This window comes from Klebsiella sp. CN_Kp066 (assembly GCF_040065135.1).
Taxonomy (GTDB): Bacteria; Pseudomonadota; Gammaproteobacteria; order Enterobacterales; family Enterobacteriaceae; genus Klebsiella; species Klebsiella oxytoca.
The window spans coordinates 16,939-39,163 of sequence record NZ_JBEAIU010000048.1 but is presented as its reverse complement, the minus strand read 5'-3'; the positions used below and the strand labels follow the sequence as shown (position 1 = coordinate 39,163).

Sequence of the window (22,225 nt, the reverse complement as noted above, 5' to 3'; positions counted from 1 at the left end):
TTTCAATCCCCTGCTCTACCGACTGAGCTATCCGGGCAACGGGGCGCATTAAACCGTAATCCGTACGCTCCGTCAATCAAATTTCTCGATTTATCTACCGGTTGCTTAACTTTGCGGCAATTCTGCGTCTGAGCGCGCTATTCTGCGGGAAATTACATCATGCCGTTATCGCCTTCGCGGTTCTTCCAGCCGCTGGTCACTGAGATCGCGCGGCGAAGTCCGGAGATCGCGTAGTCGCCGACGACGTCTTCGTCATCGCGCGGCGAGCTGATGGTAATTTCCGCGTCGACGCCGTGACGATATGCGCCGTGGTGGCTAAAGATGGTGCCGATAAAACATTTATCATTCAGCCAGACCGGAATATAGGCGACGGTTTCATAAATATAGTTAGACGCCACGCCGCTATAGTAACTTTCCGCATCGTCGGCCGACGTGCCCGGGGGAATAGGGCAGATTGGCGCTTCGCCGTCGCTCTGCGGCTTATCCTTAAGCAGGCTGCTCTGCATCACCTCCAGCGACTTCAGCAGATCCGTTTTTTCCCCGTCGCTTAACGCGGGCGTCAGCGGCTGGCCTTTTTCCGGCGAGCGGATGTCATTGAGAGTGTAGCGATAGCGGATCGTCACCGCAGGCGCGCTACTGCCCGAGGGGGCAAACGGGCGCAATAAATAGAGATTATCTTCGCCAAACTGACCGTTGTACCAGAGGGCATAAACCTGGCCATTAATGCGTACCCACTGGCTCCACTGGTTGGCGCCGCGGCCGTTAAGGGAAAAAAGCGCGCCGGGAACCCCTGCGTCAAAATCATCGCCGTTGCCGCTATCGTCGCTGTTGACCGTTTCGAAAGCGTCGTCGTTGCGTTTTAAGACTCCGGTATAGCTAAAGAGTCCAGTGCCGCCGACGTAGCTATCGATAATTAAATCGCGTCTGCCGTCACCGTCGAGATCCACCAGGGTGAAGCTGACTTTGCCGTTTTCGGAGTCGGCGCTGATATCAGACTGGAGAAACGCCTGCCACTCATCATCGCTGATATCGGCGGAAGGTTTGCTCGTCGAGACCAGAGAGTCGTCCGCGTAGGTCAGCGTAAAATGGCTGACCTTGCCGCCGAGGGGAAACTGTTCGGCGATCTTATTCAGATCCAGTTCAGGGTTGACCTTCTGCTCTTTTAACACGGCGTTATACAGCGCTTTCAGCGCATTATTATCGGCTTCTTTTTGCTGCCTGGGGATAACCTGACTGACGAAAGTGGGCAGCATCCATGCGCCGCCGGGGGCGATTTCCCGGCAGTCGCCGGTGGTGTATTTCAGGCTCTGAACAAAGGTCCGGCCGTCCCACACGCGCTCTTCTCCGCTGATGCAGTCGGCAATACCGCGGCCCTTGTTGAAAAAGGTAAGCACGCCATCGCCATAGCTGGAGGCGTCGGTAGCGATCAGCTGAGGCTGAGTCATAAATGCTTTGTCGACCACCCATATGGCGTAGCCGTCGTTGTAGGCCGCGCGCCAGCAAAGGGCCTGAATCAAGGTGTGGTTTTTATCCAGCGGGGTGGCGGTGAGCTGACGCTCGGAGGCCGGGATGTCGGCGTTTTGCCAGTCGTCGCAATGGCTGTTAAGCACGGGGGTTAGCTGCGGAAGAAGCTTCTGCCGCTGTTTTGCCGTCAGCGTCGCGGCAGCGGCATTGTTAATGACCGGCGCGGCGATGATTTCCGGCGCGGGCGCCGCCGGCAAAACGTTGTCATCGCCGGCATCTCCTTGACGCATCAGCGCATCGGCGGTGCCCAGGCGCTGCTGGAACTCATCCATTTTCAGAAATGCGGCGCTGCTGCCTGCGCTGGACAGCACCTTGCGCTCGCCGTTAATCGCCAGCTCAATTTTGCCGTTATGCTCCAGGGCCTGAATCAGGGCCGACGTCTGGCTATCATCAAAGCGAAAATGGCTCTCGTCGACGGCTTCGAGGGCGCCGTTGTCGCGATCGTCGATGAACAGAGTGACCGTGGCGTCGGGCGGAATATCGCGTTCGGTTTGCGCGAAGGTCGCAACGGCGACGACGTGCTGCGCCGCGCCCGCATTGCGGGTCAGCAGAACGCTGACTTCGCCCATGGTGACGCCATAGCCTGCGGCCCGGCAGGTGCCGGTGTTGTCGCAGGCGAGCTCCCAGTCTTTATGCGCGAAAGAGAAACCTTGCGGAGAGGCTGCCAGAAGCGGTGTCGAACACAGCCCCATAATGGCAGCCCAAAGAAGAGAGCGCATATCAAACCCTGTCAGCATATCGATGAGTGGGGAATTATATGCGCGATGAATCGGTTAAGATATCGGAATCAGGTCAGCGCACCGCCCATCCGGCACTGGGCAAAACGCAAAATATCTTCTGCCAGGCGACGTGCGGTATCGACGTCAGTCTGGCTACGTTTGATCAGCAGGCGGCTCAGGCAACCTTCGATGATCAGCTCCATCTGCTTCGCGACCATCGCCGGATCGTCAACCTCCAGCTGGCTAAGCAGTTCGTGAGTATAGGCCAGAGAAGCCTGCTTCTGCTGCTCGGCCAACTGATGGATCGGGTGCTGAGCGTCCGGGTAAAAAGTACAGGCGGCGATAAACAGGCAGCCGGGATAACGATGGTTGCTAACGCAGGTGGTCAGCGCGGCGTAGCGGGCCAGCAGTTTCTGCTCTGCGCTTAGCGACTCGTCGAGTAAAAGCTGACGGCGCCAGGCATCGACCTGATGGCTAAGATGGCGAAGCGCGTCATACAGCAGCGCCTCGCGATCGGGCCAGAAACGTTTGAGGTCATTGAGCGGGTAAGCCACGCGCTCGGCGACCATTTCCAGCGTGGTGTTAGCGATACCCTCGATTTCGAGGATTTGGATGGCTTCACCCAGGACTTCTTCACGTTGCACGGTCTTCTCCTCCATTTTCCCTCCTAAAGTGTCGCTCACGGTTATCGATCGCGCAAATGGGCGCTGAATGCCGCGGCATCCATAAACCCGGTGACACGCTGCGCGGGCTGCTCCTCGCCCTGTTCGTTGAAGAACAGAATCGTGGGGAGGCCAAGCACCCTGAGGTGCTTCAGCAGCGCCGCGTCTTGTGCGCTATTTTTCGTGACATCCACTTGTAGCAGAACGGTATCTTTCAGGGCCTGTTGAACCTCAGGTGAGGTAAAGGTGTATTTCTCGAACTCTTTGCAGGCCACGCACCAGTCGGCGTAAAGATCAAGCATCACCGGTTTGCCTTTCGCCTGCGCCAGCGCCTGATTGAGCTCATCGACGCTATGGATACGGGTAAACTGGAGATGGGACTGCCGTTGCACGACCGGTGCATCGAAAGCCCAGTCCTGCAGCGGACGGGCGCTGACCAGCGCGGCGCCGAGCATGGCGATTTGTACGAGACGCAGCCAGGGGCGCGTGCCGCCCAGCGAGGTGATAAACGCCCAGCTAAAAAAGGCGACGCCAAGCAGCGACCAAAGCCGCAGGCCCCACAGGTCTCCCAGGATGCGTTCAAGTAAAAATACCGGCAGCGCGAGGATCACGAAGCCAAAAGCGGTTTTCACGTGAGCCATCCACGGGCCGCTTTTCGGCAGCAGGCGGTTGCCAAATACGGTCACCAGGATCAGCGGCAGCCCCATTCCGAGCGCGTAGAGGTACAGGGTTCCACCGCCCAGCCACAGATTACCGCTCTGGGCGATATACAGCAGAATGGCGCTCAGCGGCGCGGTGGTACAGGGCGAGCAGATTAATCCGGCAATCGCCCCCATGGCGAATACGCCGCCGGGTGAACCGCCCTGGCGTTTATTGCTCATCAGCGTCAGACGCGTTTGCAGCGACGAAGGCAGCTGGAGCGTAAACAGACCAAACATCGACAGCGCCAGCAGGATAAACACGACCGACAGGCCGATCAGCACATAAGGGTGCTGCAGCGCTGCCTGGAACTGCAGGCCCGCAGCGGCGACGACCAGACCCAGCGCGGTGTAGGTTAACGCCATTCCCTGAACGTAGATAAAGGCCAGCAGCAGCGCGCGGGCGGTGGAGAGGCGTTTTTGACCGCCCAGCACGATGCCGGAAATCAGCGGATACATCGGCAGAACGCAGGGGGTAAAGGCGATGCCGATACCAATTAATAGCGCCCAAAGCGCGCTAAAGGGGAGATCGGCGCTGTGGTTGTCCGCGACGGGAGAAGGAAGGTCGGGCGACTCGACCGGCAGCGCCGGGCGCGTTTCCAGCGGCAGCGGCGGGTTCAGCCTGGGTTGCCCGGCGTGCGCATCGTTACTGGAGCGCGCCAGCGCTTTGCCAAGCGGCACGATTTTGGTTTCTGGCGGATAGCAAAAACCCGCATCCGCGCAGCCCTGCCAGGTGACGGTAAGGGTTGCGCCAGCGGCGGCGTGCGTCAGAGTGACCGGGACGGTCAGGCGCTGGCGGTAAATTTCACTTTTACCGTAAAACTCGTCCTCATGCCATTCGCCTGACGGCAGCGAGGGTTCGATAAACGTCGCATCGGCGGAGGTCAGCTTGATCTGTTTGCGGTAAAGATAGTAACCCTCCTTGATTTGCCAGGTCAGATTGAGATCGTGTTGATTCTGCTGAAAATCGAAGGCAAAAGCCTGGTCAGCAGGAACAAAGTTCGAACGACCGGGGGCGTCGAACAGGCCGGCAATGGCCGATGTGCTGCAAAGCAGCAGGATCAGCGTAATGATGCGTTGAGCCATGAGAGGTAATCATTGTCTCCGTGAATAACGGGCAGAACCAAAAGTTCAGGGGTTTGATACGGGTGATGGGACTTCAGACAGTCCAGCAGCGCCTGCTGATGGGCAAGGTCGGTTTTCAGCAGCATTTGCACTTCATACTCCTGCTCCAGTTTTCCTTCCCAGTAATAGAGCGACGTCGCTCCCGGCAGGAGCGTGGCGCAGGCGGCGAGTTTTTCCGCCAATGCTTTGGCCGCCAGGTCCTGGGCGGTCGCTTCATCCGGCGCGGTACAGAGTACAACAACAGCATCAGGCGTAGTCATCGTGAACCTCGTATCAGCGAAAAGAGGCACTATAGCACGCAAGATAGGGAGGATTAACGAAACGGGCCAGGATCTGGCCCGAATTTGAAGAGATTTACAGCATGATGCCGCCAAAAATAAACCCGAGGATCACGCATAGCGTAATGGCGATGACGCCGGGGATCAGGAAGGCGTGGTTGAAGACGTATTTACCGATGCGGGTGGAGCCGGTGTCATCCATTTCGACCGCCGCCAGCAGGGTTGGGTAGGTTGGCAGAACGAACAGCGCAGAGACGGCGGCAAATGAGGCGATGGCGGTGAGAGGGCTTACGCCCAGCATCAGCGCGGCGGGCATCAGCGCCTTGGTGGTGGCTGCCTGGGAATAGAGCAGGGTTGCGGCGAAGAATAGCACGACCGCCAGCAGCCACGGATAGTTGTGCAGCAGGTCGCCTGCTACCGTCTGGATATCGCTGATGTGGGCTTTAACGAAAGTATCCCCCAGCCATGCGACGCCGAGAACGCAAACGCAGGCGCTCATGCCGGATTTAAACGTGCTGGCGTTGAGTACTTCACCGGTGTCGATTTTGCAGGTGATGCTGATCAATGTCGCGATAGTCAGCATAAATACCACGATCGCTTCGTTGCGCGGCAGAACCGGATCTTTAATCAGGCCGACGGTGTCGCTGATGGCGGTGGCGTAAAACATTACCGCGACGATACCAATCAGGAACAGCAGCACAGAGCGTCTGGCGTGCGGCTTAAGCTCGAAAACCTGGCTGCCGCGCAGCTTGACTTCCCCTTTCGCCAGCCGCTCCTGATAAATCGGATCGTCTTTTAGCTCACAGCCGAGGAAGTTACAGACGATGGCGGTGAGCATCACGGCAATCAGGGTAACCGGAATACAGATTGCCAGCAGAGTCAGGTAGCTGACGCCCAGCGGTTCAAGGATGCCGGCAAAAAAGACCACCGCAGCGGAAATCGGCGAGGCGGTGATCGCAATCTGTGAGGCGACCACGGCGATGGAAAGAGGGCGCGAGGGGCGAATACCCTGCTCTTTCGCTACTTCGGTGATCACCGGAAGCGTAGAGAAAGCAGTGTGTCCGGTTCCGGCCAGTATGGTCATAAACCAGGTGACCAGCGGGGCGAGAAAGGTGATGTATTTGGGGTGACGTCGCAGCATACGTTCGGCGAGACTGACCAGGTAGTCCATCCCTCCGGCGACCTGCATGGCGGCAATAGCGGCGATAACCGCCATAATGATTTCGATGACGTCGAAGGGGATCGCGCCGGGTTTAATTTGAAAAAAGAGGGTCAGGACGAGGACGCCCAGGCCACCGGCGAAACCGATGCCGATACCCCCGAGTCTGGCTCCCAGATAAATAGCCAGCAGGACAATAACGAGTTCTGCACCAAACATATATGCCTTCCTTGTTTTATTAACAAGTTGATATTGGATTGTTGTAATTTAGTAGATCAATAAGAACAAAAAAGGCATGTCATCGCTGACATGCCCGTGATTAGTTTAACCTGAAACTTTACTGTTCGCTTTCATCAGTATACCGCTTCGCTTTATAGGCCGGATGCATCAGGTTTTGCGCGGAGAAGATATCGTCCAGCTCCGCCGCGGTCAGCAGTCCGCGCTCAAGCACCACGTCTCTGACGCTCTTGCCCGTCTCGGCGCAAATCTTGCCGACGATATCGCCATTGTGGTGGCCGATATACGGGTTGAGGTAGGTGACGATGCCAATGGAGTTGTAGACGTAGCTTTCGCATACCGCTTTGTTGGCGGTGATGCCGCTCACGCATTTTTCCAGCAGGTTGTAGCAGGCGTTAGTCAGAATATGGATAGATTCAAACATCGCCTGGCCAATCACCGGCTCCATCACGTTCAGCTGCAACTGCCCCGCTTCGGAAGCCATGGTGACGGTTGTATCGTTACCAATCACTTTGAAGCACACCTGATTGACGACCTCGGGGACCACCGGGTTTACCTTGGCTGGCATAATCGAAGAGCCCGCCTGCAGTTCGGGCAGGTTAATTTCGTTCAGGCCGGCGCGCGGGCCGGAAGAGAGCAGGCGCAGGTCGTTACAGATTTTGGACAGTTTTACCGCCAGCCGCTTCAGGGAACTGTGGACCATCACGTAGGCGCCGCAGTCGGAGGTGGCTTCGATCAGGTCTTCGGCTGGCACAATCGGCAGGTTGCTGACTTCCGCCAGTTTTTGAACTGCCAGCTGCTGATAACCATCCGGAGTGTTCAGGCGGGTGCCGATAGCGGTCGCGCCGAGGTTTACCTCCAGCAGCAGCTCAGCGGTGCGCAGAATGCATTTGGTCTCTTCGTTAAGCAGAACGTTAAACGCGTGGAACTCCTGCCCCAGGGTCATCGGCACCGCGTCCTGCAGCTGGGTACGACCCATTTTCAGAATGTCCTGGAACTCAACGGCCTTTTGCTGGAAACCTTCGCCAAGCTGGTTGATTGCATCGATCAGTTTGAGAATGGAGGCGTAGACCGCGATGCGGAAACCGGTCGGGTAAGCATCGTTAGTGGACTGACATTTGTTAACGTGGTCGTTGGGGTTGAGATACTGATATTCGCCTTTCTGATGGCCCATCAGCTCAAGGCCGATGTTCGCCAGGACTTCGTTGGTGTTCATGTTAACGGAGGTGCCTGCCCCGCCCTGGAACACATCAACCGGGAACTGGTCCATGCATTTGCCGTTATTCAACACCTCATCGCAGGCGGCAATAATGGCGTTGGCGATGCTTTTAGGGATAGTTTGCAGCTCTTTGTTAGCCTGCGCAGCGGCCTTCTTCACCATCACCATTCCGCGGACAAATTCAGGAATGTCGCTGATTTTGTTGTTGCTGATGTAGAAGTTTTCAATCGCTCTCAGAGTATGGACGCCGTAGTAAGCGTCAGCTGGAACTTCCCTGGTGCCCAACAGATCTTCTTCGATACGAATGTTGTTTAACATGTGAACCTTCTCTTTCAAGCTGCCTATGAATTCACCAAATACGCAGAATTTATGGGATCTCGCGCATTTTCTGGCCGCAGATTATTTCCTTAATCGGCCCGGTGCCCACGATCATATGCTGATAATAGCGAATATCAGTCACCCTGATCACTTATTATGTAGTGAATCCTATAAGAATTATTAATCTGTGAAATGAGTCACCGGTTTTCTATTCTTGAAAAAAATAAGCTTTTTTTACGATTGAAAAGCGACGTTTTGGCCCAACATCTTTTCGATGCGAATAGCATATCTATGACTACGGGCGCCGACGCTGGCGCCTGTTAATGAAGGAGACGCCGGTGCGTTGGATTCCGTTAATTGCCGTTTTTTTATACGTTTACATTGAGATATCGATCTTTATCCAGGTCGCCCACGTGCTTGGCGTCCTGCTGACGCTGATTCTGGTGATCTTTAGCTCGGTCGTGGGGATATCGCTGGTAAAAAACCAGGGCTTTAAAAACCTCATGCTGATGCAGCAGAAGATGGCGGCGGGAGAGAGCCCGGCCGCTGAAATGATCAAAAGCGTGTCGCTGATCATCGCCGGTTTGCTGCTGCTTCTGCCGGGATTCTTTACCGATTTCCTGGGGCTGCTGCTGCTGTTGCCTCCGGTGCAGAAGCACCTGACCTTAAAGCTGATGCCGCATCTGCGCTTTAGTCGGATGCCGGGCGGCGGGTTTAGCGCCGGAACCGGTGGCGGCGATACCTTTGAAGGCGAATATCAGCGCAAAGATGACGAGCGCGACCGCCTCGAACATAAAGACGATCGTCGTGATTAACATTTAGCATTGTCCGGGCCGGTCACTCCGGCCTGGTGACTCTCTCCGCGAGCCTGCGCTTTGGTAAAAACAGCCACAGTACCGCCAGCATGATAAACGCGTACAGGCTCTTCCAGCCCACCATCGCCAGCAGCAGCAGGCACAGCACGCTGCCAAACGCCGCTAACACGCGATAACGCCCATGCAGCAAACGGCAGCCCGCCAGCATACACAGCAGATAGATCATAATAAAAATGCCGTTGGCGTAGACGATCAGGGCGTCCAGGTTGATATTGAGCGCGTAAATGCACAAGGCGCTAATCACGCAGCAGCCGAGTACCGCGTTCAGCGCATTGCGCGGAATTTGTCGCGGCGACAGGCGGGCCAGATAGCTCGCAGGCTTATGCTGCGCCTGCGACCACACCAGGCGGGCAAAGCTCTGGATATAGATATTGAGGCTGGCGAAGCAGGCGAGATAGCCGATAACGCAGGCAATCCACAGCGCCTGAACGCCGAACAGGCGTACGACGATATTGGGCAGCGACGCGGCGGCGGCCATCTCCTCACCAAAGGCATGAAAGTGCAGGACCAGCACGGTACAGGCCCAGTAGACCGAACCCGCCAGTAATAAGCCGATCATCAGCGCGCGGGGAAAATCGCGCTCCGGTTGCTTAAATTCAGAGGCCAGATGAGCGAAAGCCTCCAGACCGACAAAACACCAGAACATCACCGAAAGTGCGGAGAAAAGCTGCGAACTATCGATTTCAGCGGGCGCCGGGAAGGGGATATGCGTGGGGTTGATCCCGCCGCGCCACCAGATAGCAACGATCAGGGCGACAATGAGTACGGCAACCAGCGTTTGTAGATTGGCGCTGGAGCTGGCTCCGCGAGAGCCGACCCACCAGATAATCGCCAGCGTTCCCAGTTCAGCCAGCAGCAGCTGGCTATCGTGCCAGCCAAAAAGCGCCTGACCGAAGCCGGTGGCGATATGCAGGGCCGCGGGTAATCCGACCGGGATCACCGATAAAAAGAGCCAGCCGGTGACGCGCGCCAGACGCGGTCCAAAAGCCATATCCACAAAATGGGCCACGCCGCCGGCGCTGGGAAAGTGCCGACCCAGCGTGGCGAAGACGATAGCGATGGGAAACACCAGTAAAATCAGCGCCGGCCAGGCCCACAGGCTGTTGTCGCCGGCGACCAATGCGGCCAGCGCCGGAACGGCGAAGACGCCGGTTCCCAGTAATGATGTGGAGAGTAACCCCACTCCTTGGGCAAGCCCCAACTCCTGTTTTAAACCACTCATGTTTCAACCCTGCGCCCGGCAAAAAAGGGATGGTATCACAATCGCTTTTGCTTATGACGTCAGGCAACGGCGGCAAATTTGTGTGCGTCTGAGCACGAGGACAAATTTTTTTTTACTTTTCCCCTTGAAGCGGTAAAACCCCACCCCCATCTCTCAGGGCACTAGCCGGAAAACCGTGTGCGGACCGGCGTCATCCATAACTGATAATGACTTTCTCAAAGGAGAGCTATCAATGAGTATTCGTCCGTTACATGATCGTGTGATCGTCAAACGTAAAGAAGTTGAAACGAAATCTGCTGGCGGCATCGTTCTGACCGGTTCTGCGGCAGCAAAATCAACTCGTGGCGAAATCATCGCTGTCGGTAAGGGCCGCATCCTGGAAAACGGAACCGTGCAGCCTCTGGACGTTAAAGTTGGTGACATCGTAATTTTCAACGATGGCTACGGCGTGAAATCCGAGAAGATCGACAATGAAGAAGTGTTGATCATGTCCGAAAGCGACATTCTGGCAATTGTTGAAGCTTAATCCGCGAACGACACTGAACATACGAATTTAAGGGAAAGATAAAATGGCAGCTAAAGACGTAAAATTCGGTAACGACGCTCGTGTGAAAATGCTGCGCGGCGTAAACGTACTGGCAGACGCAGTTAAAGTAACCCTGGGCCCGAAAGGCCGTAACGTGGTTCTGGACAAATCCTTCGGTGCGCCGACTATCACTAAAGACGGCGTTTCCGTAGCGCGTGAAATCGAGCTGGAAGACAAGTTCGAGAACATGGGCGCGCAGATGGTGAAAGAAGTTGCCTCTAAAGCGAACGACGCTGCAGGCGACGGTACCACCACCGCAACCGTACTGGCTCAGGCTATCATCGCTGAAGGCCTGAAAGCCGTTGCTGCGGGTATGAACCCGATGGATCTGAAACGTGGTATCGACAAAGCTGTCGTAGCCGCTGTTGAAGAACTGAAAGCGCTGTCCGTACCGTGCTCTGACTCTAAAGCCATTGCTCAGGTTGGTACCATCTCCGCTAACTCCGACGAAACCGTAGGTAAACTGATCGCTGAAGCGATGGACAAAGTCGGTAAAGAAGGCGTGATCACCGTTGAAGACGGTACTGGTCTGGAAGACGAACTGGACGTGGTTGAAGGTATGCAGTTTGACCGCGGCTACCTGTCTCCGTACTTCATCAACAAGCCGGAAACCGGCGCTGTTGAACTGGAAAGCCCGTTCATCCTGCTGGCTGACAAAAAAATCTCCAACATCCGCGAAATGCTGCCGGTTCTGGAAGCCGTAGCAAAAGCGGGCAAACCGCTGGTTATCATCGCTGAAGACGTAGAAGGCGAAGCGCTGGCGACCCTGGTAGTGAACACCATGCGCGGCATCGTTAAAGTCGCTGCGGTTAAAGCACCGGGCTTCGGCGACCGTCGTAAAGCTATGCTGCAGGACATCGCAACTCTGACCGGCGGTACCGTTATCTCTGAAGAGATCGGTATGGAGCTGGAAAAAGCGACTCTGGAAGATCTGGGTCAGGCGAAACGCGTTGTTATCAACAAAGACACCACCACTATCATCGATGGCGTGGGCGAAGAAGCTGCGATCCAGGGCCGCGTTGCTCAGATCCGTAAGCAGATTGAAGAAGCAACTTCTGACTACGACCGTGAAAAACTGCAGGAGCGCGTGGCTAAACTGGCAGGCGGCGTTGCAGTAATCAAAGTGGGCGCGGCTACCGAAGTTGAAATGAAAGAGAAGAAAGCACGCGTTGACGATGCCCTGCACGCGACCCGTGCTGCGGTTGAAGAAGGCGTGGTTGCCGGTGGTGGCGTAGCGCTGGTTCGCGTTGCCGCTAAACTGGCTGGCCTGACCGCTCAGAACGAAGATCAGAACGTCGGTATCAAAGTTGCGCTGCGCGCAATGGAAGCTCCGCTGCGTCAGATCGTTTCCAACGCCGGTGAAGAACCGTCTGTTGTGGCGAACACTGTGAAAGGTGGTGAAGGTAACTACGGTTACAACGCTGCAACCGAAGAGTATGGCAACATGATCGACTTCGGTATTCTGGACCCAACTAAAGTGACTCGTTCTGCTCTGCAGTACGCAGCATCCGTTGCTGGTCTGATGATCACCACCGAGTGCATGGTCACCGACCTGCCGAAAAGCGACGCGCCTGACTTAGGTGCTGCTGGCGGCATGGGTGGCATGGGCGGTATGGGCGGCATGATGTAATCGTGCGCTATACCCCTTAGATATAAAGAAACCCTCGGGCAGAAATGCTCGGGGGTTTTTCTTTTTGTCGTCTTTTTAGTATAAGGTTGTACATCCGGGCCAGTGCGTCCAGCTCATTGATCGTGGGGAATAACATGCAGGTAAAATATTTAGCAGGGATTGTCGGCGCAGCATTGTTGTTAGCAGGTTGCAGCTCCAGCAACGAATTGACCTCTGGTGGCCAGAACGTACGCTTTGTTGAAGATAAACCAGGTTCTGAATGCCAGCTGTTAGGTACCGCAAGCGGCACGCAGAGCAACTGGCTGTCCGGACAGAATGGTGACGAAGGCGGCTCCATGCGCGGCGCGGCAAACGCCCTGCGTAACAAGGCCGCAGAGATGGGTGGCAACGTCATTTACGGCGTCAGCAGCCCGACGCAGAATCTGCTGTCCAGCTTTGTGCCGACCGATAGCCAAATGAACGGCCAGGTTTATAAGTGCCCGAACTGATTTAACCGGTGCCTCTCTTGCCTAAATTGAGGCACCCTCTTGATCTCTTTTTATTGCTTGCTGAGTTGCGCCTGAGTTTGCTGGTAGAACGCATGCAAAGGACGCAGACACTCCTCCAGCGTCATCATTCTTCCTGGCTGAGAAGGGATGATTTGGCTAAAAATCTGGCTGGGCTGGCGCTGGGTATGCACTTCTTTCAGCTTTGGGCTTCTCTCAATTAAGCGCATTACAACGATATTTTCCTGTTCTGATGGATGAGCGGCATTGGTTTTAATCACTGCGCCGGAGATGATTTTTCGCCCTTCCTCCGTGTCACAACAGTACAACACGCCGAGATAATGGGAAAACAGATTGAGCTTCCATTCATCCTGAAGATACTGCTGATAATCAACGTTGCTGGTATTCGTTAAATCCACCGCATAAAGCATCAGGCCTTCCAGCGAGGAAGTTAAATAATTAATCAGATCGCTATCTCCCGTGTGTTTAAGAGACTGCTGAATGCCCACCAGCAGCGCTTCAACTTGCATATCATCAATACGCAGCGTAGCAATTTGCTCATTTTGCAGCACCAGAATGAGCGTTGACCAGGTGTCGCCGGGTTTTAACGTTATCGACATAATACGTCTTTCCGGATTAGGGTGCTGTACTTCAGGTATATCGATCGCCGGTGTATTTTCTATAAGGCGTTCATTAAAGGCCACCAGTTCATTCTTATAACTTTCACCTTCAGCATTTAAGCGCTGCAGGACGATGGCCATTCTGTGCTGCAGAACTAACAGGAGATCCGCAAGAATCGGCGCCTGAAGATAATAAGACTGACAGAGTTGATTACTCAGTTTGACTTTGAGCATTAAAGCCAAAAATTTGTCATCATATTTAATAGATGCGGTATTAAAACCAATAAATGTTCCTTGCATACGGATCTCCTTTTCCTGGTGGTTACGCTGGTGCCTGCATATGGAGCTGTGACATATCAATGATGCGATCGGCTGAGGCAATGGTGGATGGCCGATGGGCAACAATGATTCGGGTAATGCTTAAACCAGAGATAGACTGGTTAATGACCGATTCATTTTTCAGGTCGAGATGGCTGGTGGCTTCATCCATAAACAGAATGCTGGGTTTTCGATAGAGCGCGCGAGCGATTAAAATTCTCTGTTTTTGTCCACCTGAGATACCTAAGCCAAGCTCGCCGACAATCGTTTCGTACCCCATCGGCATTTTCATGATTTCATCATGGATATTACATCTGCGTGCGCACTCAACGATAAAGTCCATATCGGCATTATCTTCAAAGCCGCTGATATTATCGATAAGCGAGCCTGAGAAAAGGCGGTCCTCCTGAAGGACGCAGGCCGTTCCGAGACGAAAGTTATTGATGCCAATTTTTTGAATATCAAGGTTATCCGCTATCACGTCACCGCTGGTGGGCGCTAACAGACCGCACATGACTTTCAGCAGCGTGGTCTTACCGACGCCGGAAGGGCCAACCAGCGCGATGGATTCTCCGGGCTCAACGGTAATATTTAAATTAGAAAAAATAGGTTGTGAGAACGGATCGTACTGATAGCTGAGATTCTTCACTTCTAATTTCACGCCAGTATTTTCTGCAAAAACCCGGCGTGCAGGCAGCTCTTTTTCCGGCTCGCTAAATACAATTTCTGAAAGACGCTCATTATGTAACGACAGCATTCGCAGCTGCATGACCAGGTCGATCAAGCTTGATGCGCGCTGGGAGAATTGCCCACGATAGGCGTTAAAAGCCATAAACATACCGAGGGTCATATTGTTATCAATGACCATGATCGCGCCCAGCCAGAGTACGGCGACCTGATCGATGGAGGTAATAAAAGTATTAATACCGCCAAACATCATATCGAAGCGAGTCTGTTTGATACCGGCATTGCAGGCGTCAATGTTGATATTTAACCAGTGCTGAGAACGACGCTCTTTTAAGTTCAGCGCTTTAATGGTGGAAATACCGTATAGGGACTCCATAAAGTGCGAGCTGGAGCGTGCGCCCTTGATAACCTGCTCTTCGGCAACGCGACGGTAGAAGCTGTAGGTGGCAAAACGCATGATGGCATAGCATAAGGTGAATCCAATCACGACCCAAACCAGCCAGCCGCCGTACAGCGTTAACATAACCAGCAGGCCAATCGTCATGATTGAGTCGATAATGCCGGTAACAATGCTATTGGTGAAGGTGGAACGGATAGTATCCAGCGACGAAAAACGAGACTGAATATCCCCTAAATGACGTTTTTCAAAAAAGGATAACGGCAGGCTTGTCAGATGATCGAACAGCGTGGTTTTCCATTGGATGTTCGTCAGCGTATTTAGCGTTAATGAGGTCCACGCTCGCAGCATACTAATAAAGGTGCGGAAAAGCGTGAAGAAGACCAGGCCGATACAGATAACCGAAAGCAGGCTCTGGTCGTGCGCCATGATGACATGGTCAGTCACCAGCTGCGTACCGATAGGTAATAGCAGGCCGATAGCTTCAACCACTACCGAAAAGGCAAAGATTTTTAGCAGGACCGATTTAAGTCCCACAATATTGCGCATCAGGTCTAATAGACGCAGGCGTGATTTTGCCTGTTCTTGCTGAAAGTTTTGGTCCGGCCATAGTTCCAGCGCAACGCCGGTAAAGTTATTGGACATTTCCTGGATACCAATAACCCGCTTACCCAGCGCCGGATCGTGAACAATAAAGCTGTTTTTACGTACCTTAGTGAGCACGACGTAATGATTCATTCCCCAGTGGATAATACAGGGTAGCTTCAGCTGCTTGATTTCATCCAGATCCAGAGAGAGGGCCCGGCTTTTCAGACCGGCATGTTCCGCCGTTTTGCTCAGCGACATGAGCGTAACGCCCTGAGAAGGGCTACCGTAACGATGGCGGAAGTTGAACAGGTCGATATTAAGCCCGTAAAAGCCGCAAACCATTGCCAGACAGGCGATACCGCATTCGGCGGCTTCCGACTGTAAAATAACCGGCGTTTTATGACGGAATGAGAAATTAAGCTTATCGGTAATGGTTTTAAACAGTTCTTTATTCATCGATCGGGCCACTCACGCTTTGCGTCATCTTATAGAAAGGAGTAAACATCCACATGTAAAGCGGGCGTTCTTCAAGGAAAACTACCGCCTGAGCCTTCAGACCGTTAGAGAGCGTGAGCGTTTTTCCATTGTAGCTAAAGGTCTTGTCCTTGATTTTTATAATTGCTTTATAGAGCGCTAATTCCTGCTGATTAGTTCCGTTGCTGACATTGGTATATTCTGCCATCTCCTGACGTGACGCCGGTACCGAGGAAATAGAAACAACCTTACCTGGAAATTGGCCAAATTTATCGGCAGGGAAAGCATCATAGCGAATATTAATGGTGTCCCCGGGTTTCACGTAGGGGATGGTATTATTGGGTAACCAGAGGATCAGATAATACTCAATATCACCGGTAGGTTTGATCTGCGCCAGGCTGCTGCCGTTCTCTACCATCTGCCCTTTAGTCACGGCCAGCGATTCAATCTTACCGTTGGTCGTTGCTTTAATAATCAGATTACCGTTAGCGTTCGATTCTACCAGCTGATTTTTATAATCATTGATTTGGTTATGCTGGCTTGAAATCTGATTATCAAAGTCTGCTGCTTTGGTGATTTTATCGCTGCTGGTTTGCGTGAGCTGAGATTCCAGCTGCATCTTTTGAGTCACCAGGGATTGATAGGCGCTTTGCTGTTGAAAATATAGCGAGTGCTGATAGTTATACTGATCTTTAGTTATCAGACCATCCTTTAAGTATTTATCATAGCTGGCCAGGTTGGTATGCATTTTGTTTAAGCCTACCTGAGTATTAGCCAGCATACGGTTGGTTTCCGTTAACGAGGCGCTGGTAGTCTTAATCTGTTTTTCAAGAGCCGCGAGCGTTTCAGCCTTATTACGCGTCAGTTTGCTTATAATATCTTCTGCGTTAGCAATTTTTTCATTGATAACTTCAATCTGAGCCGCGCTAACGTTGCCACCGATCGTATTACGTGAAACGTCAAGTTCATAAAGCGGTTGGCCTTTTTTGACAATGTCTCCCACCTTTACATGCAGATTCACAACAAAACCCTGCTGTGGGGCAAAGACGTTAACGGAGTGAGGGAGCGTAATGACCTCTCCGCGTACATCAATACGCTGGGTAAAGGTGCAAAATATGAGTGAAAGTACAATGGCAATAAGAAAAATAAATGCCAGAAGAGTGACTAACCACGCTGGAATGCCTGCTAATAATAATGCTTTTCCTTTCCAGTGGATTTTTTTGTACTCAATCGCTTCCTTGCGATATATGTTTTTTAACATGCAAATCACTTTTTATTAATAAGTAAAAAAAGGCCTGGTCACCCAAGCCTTAAGTTAAAACGCTTATATTAATTCCAGGGGGTCAAGGTTCCGTCAATAGAGCCAGCAATCGCCCCCATCGCTAATTCGTAAGTCTTGTCCCATCCTACAACAGAGGCTGCAACACCGCATCCAATGGCACCTACAACCAGGCCCCAAACCATACCGACGCCCTGACCGATTGCGCCAAACCCAAGAATACCGCCGCCAGCACCGCCCCAACGACCTCCGATGATAGAACCGTAAATTCCGCCAACTGATGCCCCTAGTGTTGCAGAAGTTGCTAATTCGGCAGCATTACTTACCAAAGAGGTGAGAATGCCACCAATAGAAGACATATCCCAAGAATAGCCACCAGAAATAGCTTCCATTTCAAAAACAGTTAGTTGCTTCATAAATTTTCCTTATTTAATGAGCTTTTATAATAATATTTACAATCTTAATATTATTTGTGGTTGGTTAAATTATTTGAAATGAATTCAGTAAGTATTCTCTGTTTTCATTTCACGACAAAGTTTAAAGATGATTAGTTTGATTTCAATTGATTTTTTTTTGTTAATGATGAATTTTAGTTGTTCATGTATTTGTGAACGAGGAATTCACAATTGAATTCCTCGGTATTTAGTGGTTGGAGAACATTCCAGCGCTTACATTTTCTGGTCTATGGCTTAAGAAAATGGTATCAATAGTGGTACAAGAGTTCCGTATACTACAATCGGGTTACTCATGTTATTGGATGCTTTTTATTCTTCCTGGAGAATAATTTCAAATATAGCTCGAACGCTACCTGGTGTTATGGTGTTAGATAGCTTGTAATAGTCCGCAGTGAAGGTAAGAGACTGGCTCTTTTTCATACTGGCAATAGAGTAGTTTTTATAATCAAAAAAGGTGATAGGGCTGGAACCCTGTTTAATTATGAAACCAACATCTTTGGCTCCTCCGATAGTATCAGGGATGGAGTTTAGCAGTACGCCATCTTTTGATGCTGAGTTCTCGGTTATAGGGTTAAACCAGTAGGTATATTTGGTTCCAACGGATGAGTCAGGGCAGGTAATGTCAAGCGTAAAGTCTTTTTGCTTGCCAGTTACCCCGCCCTGAGTGAGAGCTTTAAGCTGCGATGCTTCTATATTAGATAGATTGACCGTGCTCCCACCTCGTGGATTTATATTGCAGGTTGTTTCCCTGTAAGTGAAAGGGCCGAGTTTGATGTTGGCTTGGGCAAGTCGGGCAATTGATGAATTAGCATTGACCTGATTGACGCTTCCCGCCCGATAGGACACCGAAATCTCTTTTTTTCCTGAGAAGCTCGTATCAATATTGTCCCTGGTTTTTATCAGCCAGACGGTGAGTTGTTTCACGCCGGGATCGCTAAGGCCATAGGCAGAAACAGTACCTAACGTAGCCGGAACGGGGCGGCCGTTGGCGCCGGCAATTGCTTCCGAAATTTCAAAACCAATACCCGGTATCCCTGTTTCATAAACCGGTCCACCGAGCACACCGGTCACGCCTGCCGCCAGATTGACGCTGGGCGTGGCGATAATGGCGTAAATATCATTTGCCTTGCAGTTATAAAAAGTTTTTGCATTGGCAATCGCTCCGCCTACCGTTCTTACTGCCAGTACGCTACCGGGCGCCAGGCTTGAATCGGATAAAATTTTAGCTGGGCTGAATGTAACATTGAATGCAGCATCAGTTCCGTTGTAATTACAGTCAGCCATTACTGTCTGATTAAGTAAAAGTAAACTAATAAAAAGGAGTATTTTTTTCATAGTCTGTATTCATCCCTGTTACTGGCAAACCGCAGTGGCCTGAGCAATACCTTCATTTACCGCAGCCAGGCTATAAGGCGCTTTACACTGCTGCCCGCTCTTTGAACCCCACTGAGCATAGACTTCACCGTTATCTTTCAGGCCGGACAAATAGACCATACCGCCATCAGAAACGATGCTAGCCTGGGCGTTTTTATCCGTGGTCAACGTTACCGTGGCGCCATAAGGAACGTTTTCACCCGACGCTCTCTTGAGAATAAGGAACGCGCGGCGGCCAATATTGCCCGCGAAGTTTGCCCGTACCACGGCTGCACGGGTTGGCACCACTTTCTGCGTCGTATTTGGCAATTCCATATTATCTCCCAAAGTCGTGCTATCTAAGGTCACGCTGGTTCGATGGTATGGCGTAACGTAAGGAATAATCGCATAGCCGCGGTAGTCCGTTTCGATCGTCGCGTCGTTTTCCAGACGGACGTTTTTCAGGCCGGGCGCCTTAACCAATACGGCGGTTTCAGACATTTCCTGACCTAATGTTATTCCGTCAGCATGAACCAGCACGCCGCCGCTCAGGCCGTAGTTAATTAACTGACTATTTTTGGCATAGCTGTAGCCGGCGTTAGCCGAACCCATGGAACCACGATAGTTGCCGTAGACGCCGCCGCTGGCATCTTCACGATTGCTGTAGCCCTGCTGGACGTTCCAGTCCAGGTTATGGTTCTCCAGCGCGACGCCGCTCAGAGAAACATACTGATCGGTTGAACCCGGACTGCTGTTGGTCACGTTATAGGTCGCATAGGCATTAGGTAACCAATCGCTTAAAGGAATGGAGATATTAAATGAAACAACATGGTTATCCTCAACGTGACGGCTGGAACCATTATTTCCCCAGCTATAGCGGCTATAGCTATAGCCAGCGTAATAGTTAAAGCGGCGGAACCCGCCGTTATAGCCAATATTCAGCGAGTTATTGCGGCGATTGCTATCCCAATAATCCTCAAAAATGCCGGATACAGAAAGGTTACCTAGCCCCGAACCCAGGCTCTGGCTCACGGTAATATTGGTTCTGTTACGCAGCGAGTGTGGCGTATATCCGCCGTAGCTGTTGTTATAGGTATTCATCACATCAGTTAGCGTATTGTACCCGGAGGTCGAATAGCGGTAGCCGGCTACGGTAATATTGGTGCCGGTTTCAAGGATATTTTTACCGTAGCGAATGCGCCATGACTGGCCGGACGTTTTCTCTTCATCTTTCTTTTTAGACCATGCCGCCGTTACATCGGCGGAAACCGCGCCAATATCGCCGAGGTTTTGCCCGGCGCCGAAAGCGAGCGCCTGGTAATTGGCCGCCGCCTGTACGCCCGTATAGAGAGTGGTATTGCTTAATACGCCGTAGCTGATCGTTGCTTGCGTAAAGGGTTTCTCGTCAACGTTGCCATCGTAGGGACGATATTTCCCGCTGGTAATCTCATACTCCATTTGGCCTTCCCGGAGCATTAATGGCAGAGAAGCGTAGGGCACCACGAAGTTTTGTCGGGAGCCATCGGACTCCTCGACGGTGACGTAAAGGTCACCGTTGCCGCCGGTTGAGTAGAGGTCGGTAATTTCGAAAGCGCCCGGAGCGACAAAAGCCTGGTAAATTTGGTAGCCATTCTGCTTGATGACGATACGCGCATTGGTTCGGGCAATACCGCGAACGATGGGCGCGAATCCACGCAGGCTTTCAGGAATCATGTCCGTGTCGGTTGCCAGCTGAATCCCGGTGAACGGCACGCTGTCAAAGATGCTCGACAGCGAGCTGCTTTCGCCCATGACTAAAGTACTTTTTAACGGGACAATGCTCCGCTGCGCATAGAGATATACGGAATCCCAGTCGCTCTTTGCCCCCGCTGACTTATTCCATGTACTCAGATTGCGCAGGCGCCATGGCCCGAGGTTCAGGCCGGATTGTAAGTTAAGATTGTAATACTCATTATTGGCTTCATAGTCTTTGCCTGAACTAAACTGATAGTTGGTCAGTAAGGCATTAATACCGTCGTCAAACTCATCTGGGGAAACGAAACCCTGCGCGATAGTGGACAGCGCCGCCTGCGGTATGGATACCAGCAGCTGTTGAGTATTGAAGTTAAAATCGGTGGTGAAATCAGGAATAACATGAGTATCTGCGCAGCCATTCGCATCTTCTTTTAAGCCAGGAAAAGCGTCAGCACGCAAACCATAGCTGGTTAATTTAGCAATGCTTAAACAGGGAACTAATTTCAACGTATCTGTTGTTGGATCTTTTTTTTCCACAAACCGGATATCAGCCGTTTCTTGCAGACTGTTATTTAAAATAACGTCAATGCGATACTCCCCCGGAGCCTGGGCATCGCGGGTGGCGTAGAGGGATAAGTCCGGTATTGAAGAGGGGTCGCTCTGACCGACTGATTTTATAAATGCGGGATCAAAAAAATCACGAGCTAAAGCATTGGCGCATAAACCGAGAGCTAGCGCAGGAACAAGAACGAAAAATGTGTGGGAGGTTCCGGATAGCGCGCCTCCCCTTTTTTTTATTGAAATAGACATACTTTTCACCCTGGCCAATCAAAAAAGAATTTAAATCGATGATGTGTGGGCAGAACCCGAGCCTCCGTTATCAGTGGCGACCTTCCACTCGATTTCTGAACCATTTATACCGGCAGGCAAAGTAAATTCTTTGCTGGAAAAAGCATCAATGTTATTGACTGAGCTGCTAATATCTCTGCCGTTTATTTTTATCGACTTAAAATAAATGAAAAAAGGTGTCGGATTCTTTAGCGTTATCTTATTACCGGATTTATGCCACTGCAGATTTTTAGCTTCGGTATTAATATTCATATCCTGAATGGCGCGAGGGCGATAGATAAGACGCATTCTATGGCGCACCGCCAGCTGCAGCTTGTTTTTGTCAGCTTCACTGTCGCTGGTTGGCGGAATAGACATTACGTTAAAGAAGTAGACAGTTTCACGATCCTGAGGGGCTTTAGAGATATACGCGTTAGGAAAAATACGTACCGTGTTGGTTTGCTTGCCCTCCAGGCGGAAAAGCGGGGGAGTCACCATAAAAAAGCTGTCTTTCATTCCTTCAGACGCTTCTACCCAGGATTTAATTAAATAAGGCGTGTCATCTTTGTTTTCAATGTTCGTACTGATTTCTCGCGAACCTTCTTTATAAAGATGGCGGGTTGAATCAACCACGACTCCGCTCTGGGCTACAAAGCTGACAGAAATAAAAGAAATTGCAGCTAATCTTAATAATGACTTCAGCATAATTCATTCCCTGAATAAAAATAACGGGGTCTGCCTGAGGCAGGCCCCGT

General features: G+C 51.8%; 18 protein-coding genes. 4 read left to right on the top strand and 14 right to left on the bottom strand.

Annotated elements, in window-relative coordinates:
- Positions 1-152: 152 nt before the first annotated feature.
- The 6 genes from ABLV75_RS19280 to aspA form a co-directional block, all read right to left on the bottom strand.
- A complete protein-coding gene (locus ABLV75_RS19280; protein ID WP_004109261.1) occupies positions 153-2,243 on the bottom strand; it encodes a DUF1176 domain-containing protein in 2,091 nt (696 codons plus the stop codon).
- A 68-nt stretch (positions 2,244-2,311) separates the two neighbouring features.
- Complete coding sequence (locus ABLV75_RS19275) at positions 2,312-2,902, bottom strand: transcriptional regulator (protein WP_004109259.1); 591 nt, start codon at positions 2,900-2,902, stop codon at positions 2,312-2,314.
- A gap of 26 nt (positions 2,903-2,928) precedes the next feature.
- On the bottom strand, positions 2,929-4,689 hold the full coding sequence (locus tag ABLV75_RS19270) for a protein-disulfide reductase DsbD (protein WP_004109256.1): 1,761 nt from the start codon (positions 4,687-4,689) through the stop codon (positions 2,929-2,931).
- The gene (cutA, locus tag ABLV75_RS19265; RefSeq protein ID WP_004109254.1) at positions 4,665-4,988 is read right to left on the bottom strand and encodes a divalent cation tolerance protein CutA; all 324 of its coding nucleotides are present in this window, start codon (positions 4,986-4,988) and stop codon (positions 4,665-4,667) included. The genes ABLV75_RS19270 and cutA overlap by 25 nt, the downstream gene beginning before the upstream one ends.
- A 94-nt stretch (positions 4,989-5,082) precedes the next feature.
- A complete protein-coding gene (locus ABLV75_RS19260; protein WP_004109251.1) occupies positions 5,083-6,384 on the bottom strand; it encodes an anaerobic C4-dicarboxylate transporter in 1,302 nt (433 codons plus the stop codon).
- 118 nt (positions 6,385-6,502) lie between these two features.
- Positions 6,503-7,939, bottom strand: a complete 1,437-nt coding sequence (gene aspA, locus ABLV75_RS19255) for an aspartate ammonia-lyase (protein WP_348855111.1) — start codon at positions 7,937-7,939, stop codon at positions 6,503-6,505.
- Positions 7,940-8,277: 338 nt separating this feature from the next.
- Here aspA and ABLV75_RS19250 point away from each other — a divergent pair, with 338 nt between their 5' ends.
- Positions 8,278-8,754 carry an FxsA family protein gene (locus tag ABLV75_RS19250; protein WP_004109245.1) on the top strand — a complete coding sequence of 159 codons (477 nt, stop codon included), beginning with the start codon at positions 8,278-8,280 and terminating at the stop codon, positions 8,752-8,754.
- Between the two features lie 22 nt (positions 8,755-8,776).
- Here the strand turns inward: ABLV75_RS19250 and yjeH are convergent, their stop codons facing one another.
- Positions 8,777-10,036, bottom strand: a complete 1,260-nt coding sequence (gene yjeH / locus ABLV75_RS19245; RefSeq protein WP_004109243.1) for an L-methionine/branched-chain amino acid transporter — start codon at positions 10,034-10,036, stop codon at positions 8,777-8,779.
- A 232-nt stretch (positions 10,037-10,268) separates the two neighbouring features.
- Here yjeH and ABLV75_RS19240 point away from each other — a divergent pair, with 232 nt between their 5' ends.
- The 3 genes from ABLV75_RS19240 to ABLV75_RS19230 all read left to right on the top strand — a co-directional run bounded on the left by ABLV75_RS19240 (position 10,269) and on the right by ABLV75_RS19230 (position 12,740).
- Positions 10,269-10,562 (top strand): co-chaperone GroES, encoded by a 294-nt coding sequence (locus ABLV75_RS19240; RefSeq protein ID WP_003855929.1) that lies wholly within the window; start codon positions 10,269-10,271, stop codon positions 10,560-10,562.
- Positions 10,563-10,605: 43 nt separating this feature from the next.
- Entirely contained in the window at positions 10,606-12,252 is a 1,647-nt protein-coding gene (gene groL / locus ABLV75_RS19235) for a chaperonin GroEL (protein WP_004109240.1), read from the top strand.
- A gap of 134 nt (positions 12,253-12,386) precedes the next feature.
- On the top strand, positions 12,387-12,740 hold the full coding sequence (locus ABLV75_RS19230; protein ID WP_004109236.1) for a DUF4156 domain-containing protein: 354 nt from the start codon (positions 12,387-12,389) through the stop codon (positions 12,738-12,740).
- Positions 12,741-12,790: 50 nt separating this feature from the next.
- On the opposite strand, the gene yjeJ is transcribed toward ABLV75_RS19230, so the two are convergent.
- The 7 genes from yjeJ to ABLV75_RS19195 all read right to left on the bottom strand — a co-directional run bounded on the left by yjeJ (position 12,791) and on the right by ABLV75_RS19195 (position 22,175).
- Positions 12,791-13,657: a YjeJ family protein gene (yjeJ, locus tag ABLV75_RS19225; RefSeq protein WP_004109233.1), complete on the bottom strand. Its 867-nt coding sequence runs from the start codon at positions 13,655-13,657 to the stop codon at positions 12,791-12,793.
- A gap of 22 nt (positions 13,658-13,679) precedes the next feature.
- Positions 13,680-15,803: a peptidase domain-containing ABC transporter gene (locus tag ABLV75_RS19220; RefSeq protein ID WP_004109230.1), complete on the bottom strand. Its 2,124-nt coding sequence runs from the start codon at positions 15,801-15,803 to the stop codon at positions 13,680-13,682.
- A complete protein-coding gene (locus tag ABLV75_RS19215) occupies positions 15,796-17,082 on the bottom strand; it encodes an HlyD family secretion protein (RefSeq protein ID WP_004109226.1) in 1,287 nt (428 codons plus the stop codon). Before ABLV75_RS19215 ends, ABLV75_RS19220 begins: the two co-directional genes overlap by 8 nt.
- 68 nt (positions 17,083-17,150) lie before the next feature.
- Entirely contained in the window at positions 17,151-17,516 is a 366-nt protein-coding gene (locus ABLV75_RS19210) for a hypothetical protein (protein WP_004109222.1), read from the bottom strand.
- A 348-nt stretch (positions 17,517-17,864) separates the two neighbouring features.
- A complete protein-coding gene (locus ABLV75_RS19205) occupies positions 17,865-18,890 on the bottom strand; it encodes a fimbrial protein (RefSeq protein ID WP_004109219.1) in 1,026 nt (341 codons plus the stop codon).
- Between the two features lie 18 nt (positions 18,891-18,908).
- Positions 18,909-21,452 (bottom strand): fimbria/pilus outer membrane usher protein, encoded by a 2,544-nt coding sequence (locus ABLV75_RS19200; RefSeq protein ID WP_348855106.1) that lies wholly within the window; start codon positions 21,450-21,452, stop codon positions 18,909-18,911.
- A gap of 30 nt (positions 21,453-21,482) precedes the next feature.
- Positions 21,483-22,175, bottom strand: coding sequence for a molecular chaperone (locus tag ABLV75_RS19195; RefSeq protein ID WP_004109214.1), 693 nt, complete (start codon positions 22,173-22,175; stop codon positions 21,483-21,485).
- Positions 22,176-22,225: the final 50 nt, after the last annotated feature.

Excerpts from the sequence above, each read along its gene's own strand:
- ABLV75_RS19240 (WP_003855929.1), top strand. The coding sequence starts at position 10,269 with ATGAGTATTCGTCCGTTACATGATCGTGTGATCGTCAAACGTAAAGAA.
- ABLV75_RS19215 (WP_004109226.1), bottom strand. The coding sequence starts at position 17,082 with ATGTTAAAAAACATATATCGCAAGGAAGCGATTGAGTACAAAAAAATC.
- ABLV75_RS19275 (WP_004109259.1), bottom strand. The coding sequence starts at position 2,902 with ATGGAGGAGAAGACCGTGCAACGTGAAGAAGTCCTGGGTGAAGCCATC.
- yjeJ (WP_004109233.1), bottom strand. The coding sequence starts at position 13,657 with ATGCAAGGAACATTTATTGGTTTTAATACCGCATCTATTAAATATGAT.
- ABLV75_RS19205 (WP_004109219.1), bottom strand. The coding sequence starts at position 18,890 with ATGAAAAAAATACTCCTTTTTATTAGTTTACTTTTACTTAATCAGACA.
- ABLV75_RS19280 (WP_004109261.1), bottom strand. The coding sequence starts at position 2,243 with ATGCGCTCTCTTCTTTGGGCTGCCATTATGGGGCTGTGTTCGACACCG.
- groL (WP_004109240.1), top strand. The coding sequence starts at position 10,606 with ATGGCAGCTAAAGACGTAAAATTCGGTAACGACGCTCGTGTGAAAATG.
- ABLV75_RS19270 (WP_004109256.1), bottom strand. The coding sequence starts at position 4,689 with ATGGCTCAACGCATCATTACGCTGATCCTGCTGCTTTGCAGCACATCG.
- ABLV75_RS19200 (WP_348855106.1), bottom strand. The coding sequence starts at position 21,452 with ATGTCTATTTCAATAAAAAAAAGGGGAGGCGCGCTATCCGGAACCTCC.
- yjeH (WP_004109243.1), bottom strand. The coding sequence starts at position 10,036 with ATGAGTGGTTTAAAACAGGAGTTGGGGCTTGCCCAAGGAGTGGGGTTA.
- ABLV75_RS19230 (WP_004109236.1), top strand. The coding sequence starts at position 12,387 with ATGCAGGTAAAATATTTAGCAGGGATTGTCGGCGCAGCATTGTTGTTA.
- ABLV75_RS19220 (WP_004109230.1), bottom strand. The coding sequence starts at position 15,803 with ATGAATAAAGAACTGTTTAAAACCATTACCGATAAGCTTAATTTCTCA.
- ABLV75_RS19210 (WP_004109222.1), bottom strand. The coding sequence starts at position 17,516 with ATGAAGCAACTAACTGTTTTTGAAATGGAAGCTATTTCTGGTGGCTAT.
- ABLV75_RS19195 (WP_004109214.1), bottom strand. The coding sequence starts at position 22,175 with ATGCTGAAGTCATTATTAAGATTAGCTGCAATTTCTTTTATTTCTGTC.
- cutA (WP_004109254.1), bottom strand. The coding sequence starts at position 4,988 with ATGACTACGCCTGATGCTGTTGTTGTACTCTGTACCGCGCCGGATGAA.
- ABLV75_RS19260 (WP_004109251.1), bottom strand. The coding sequence starts at position 6,384 with ATGTTTGGTGCAGAACTCGTTATTGTCCTGCTGGCTATTTATCTGGGA.
- aspA (WP_348855111.1), bottom strand. The coding sequence starts at position 7,939 with ATGTTAAACAACATTCGTATCGAAGAAGATCTGTTGGGCACCAGGGAA.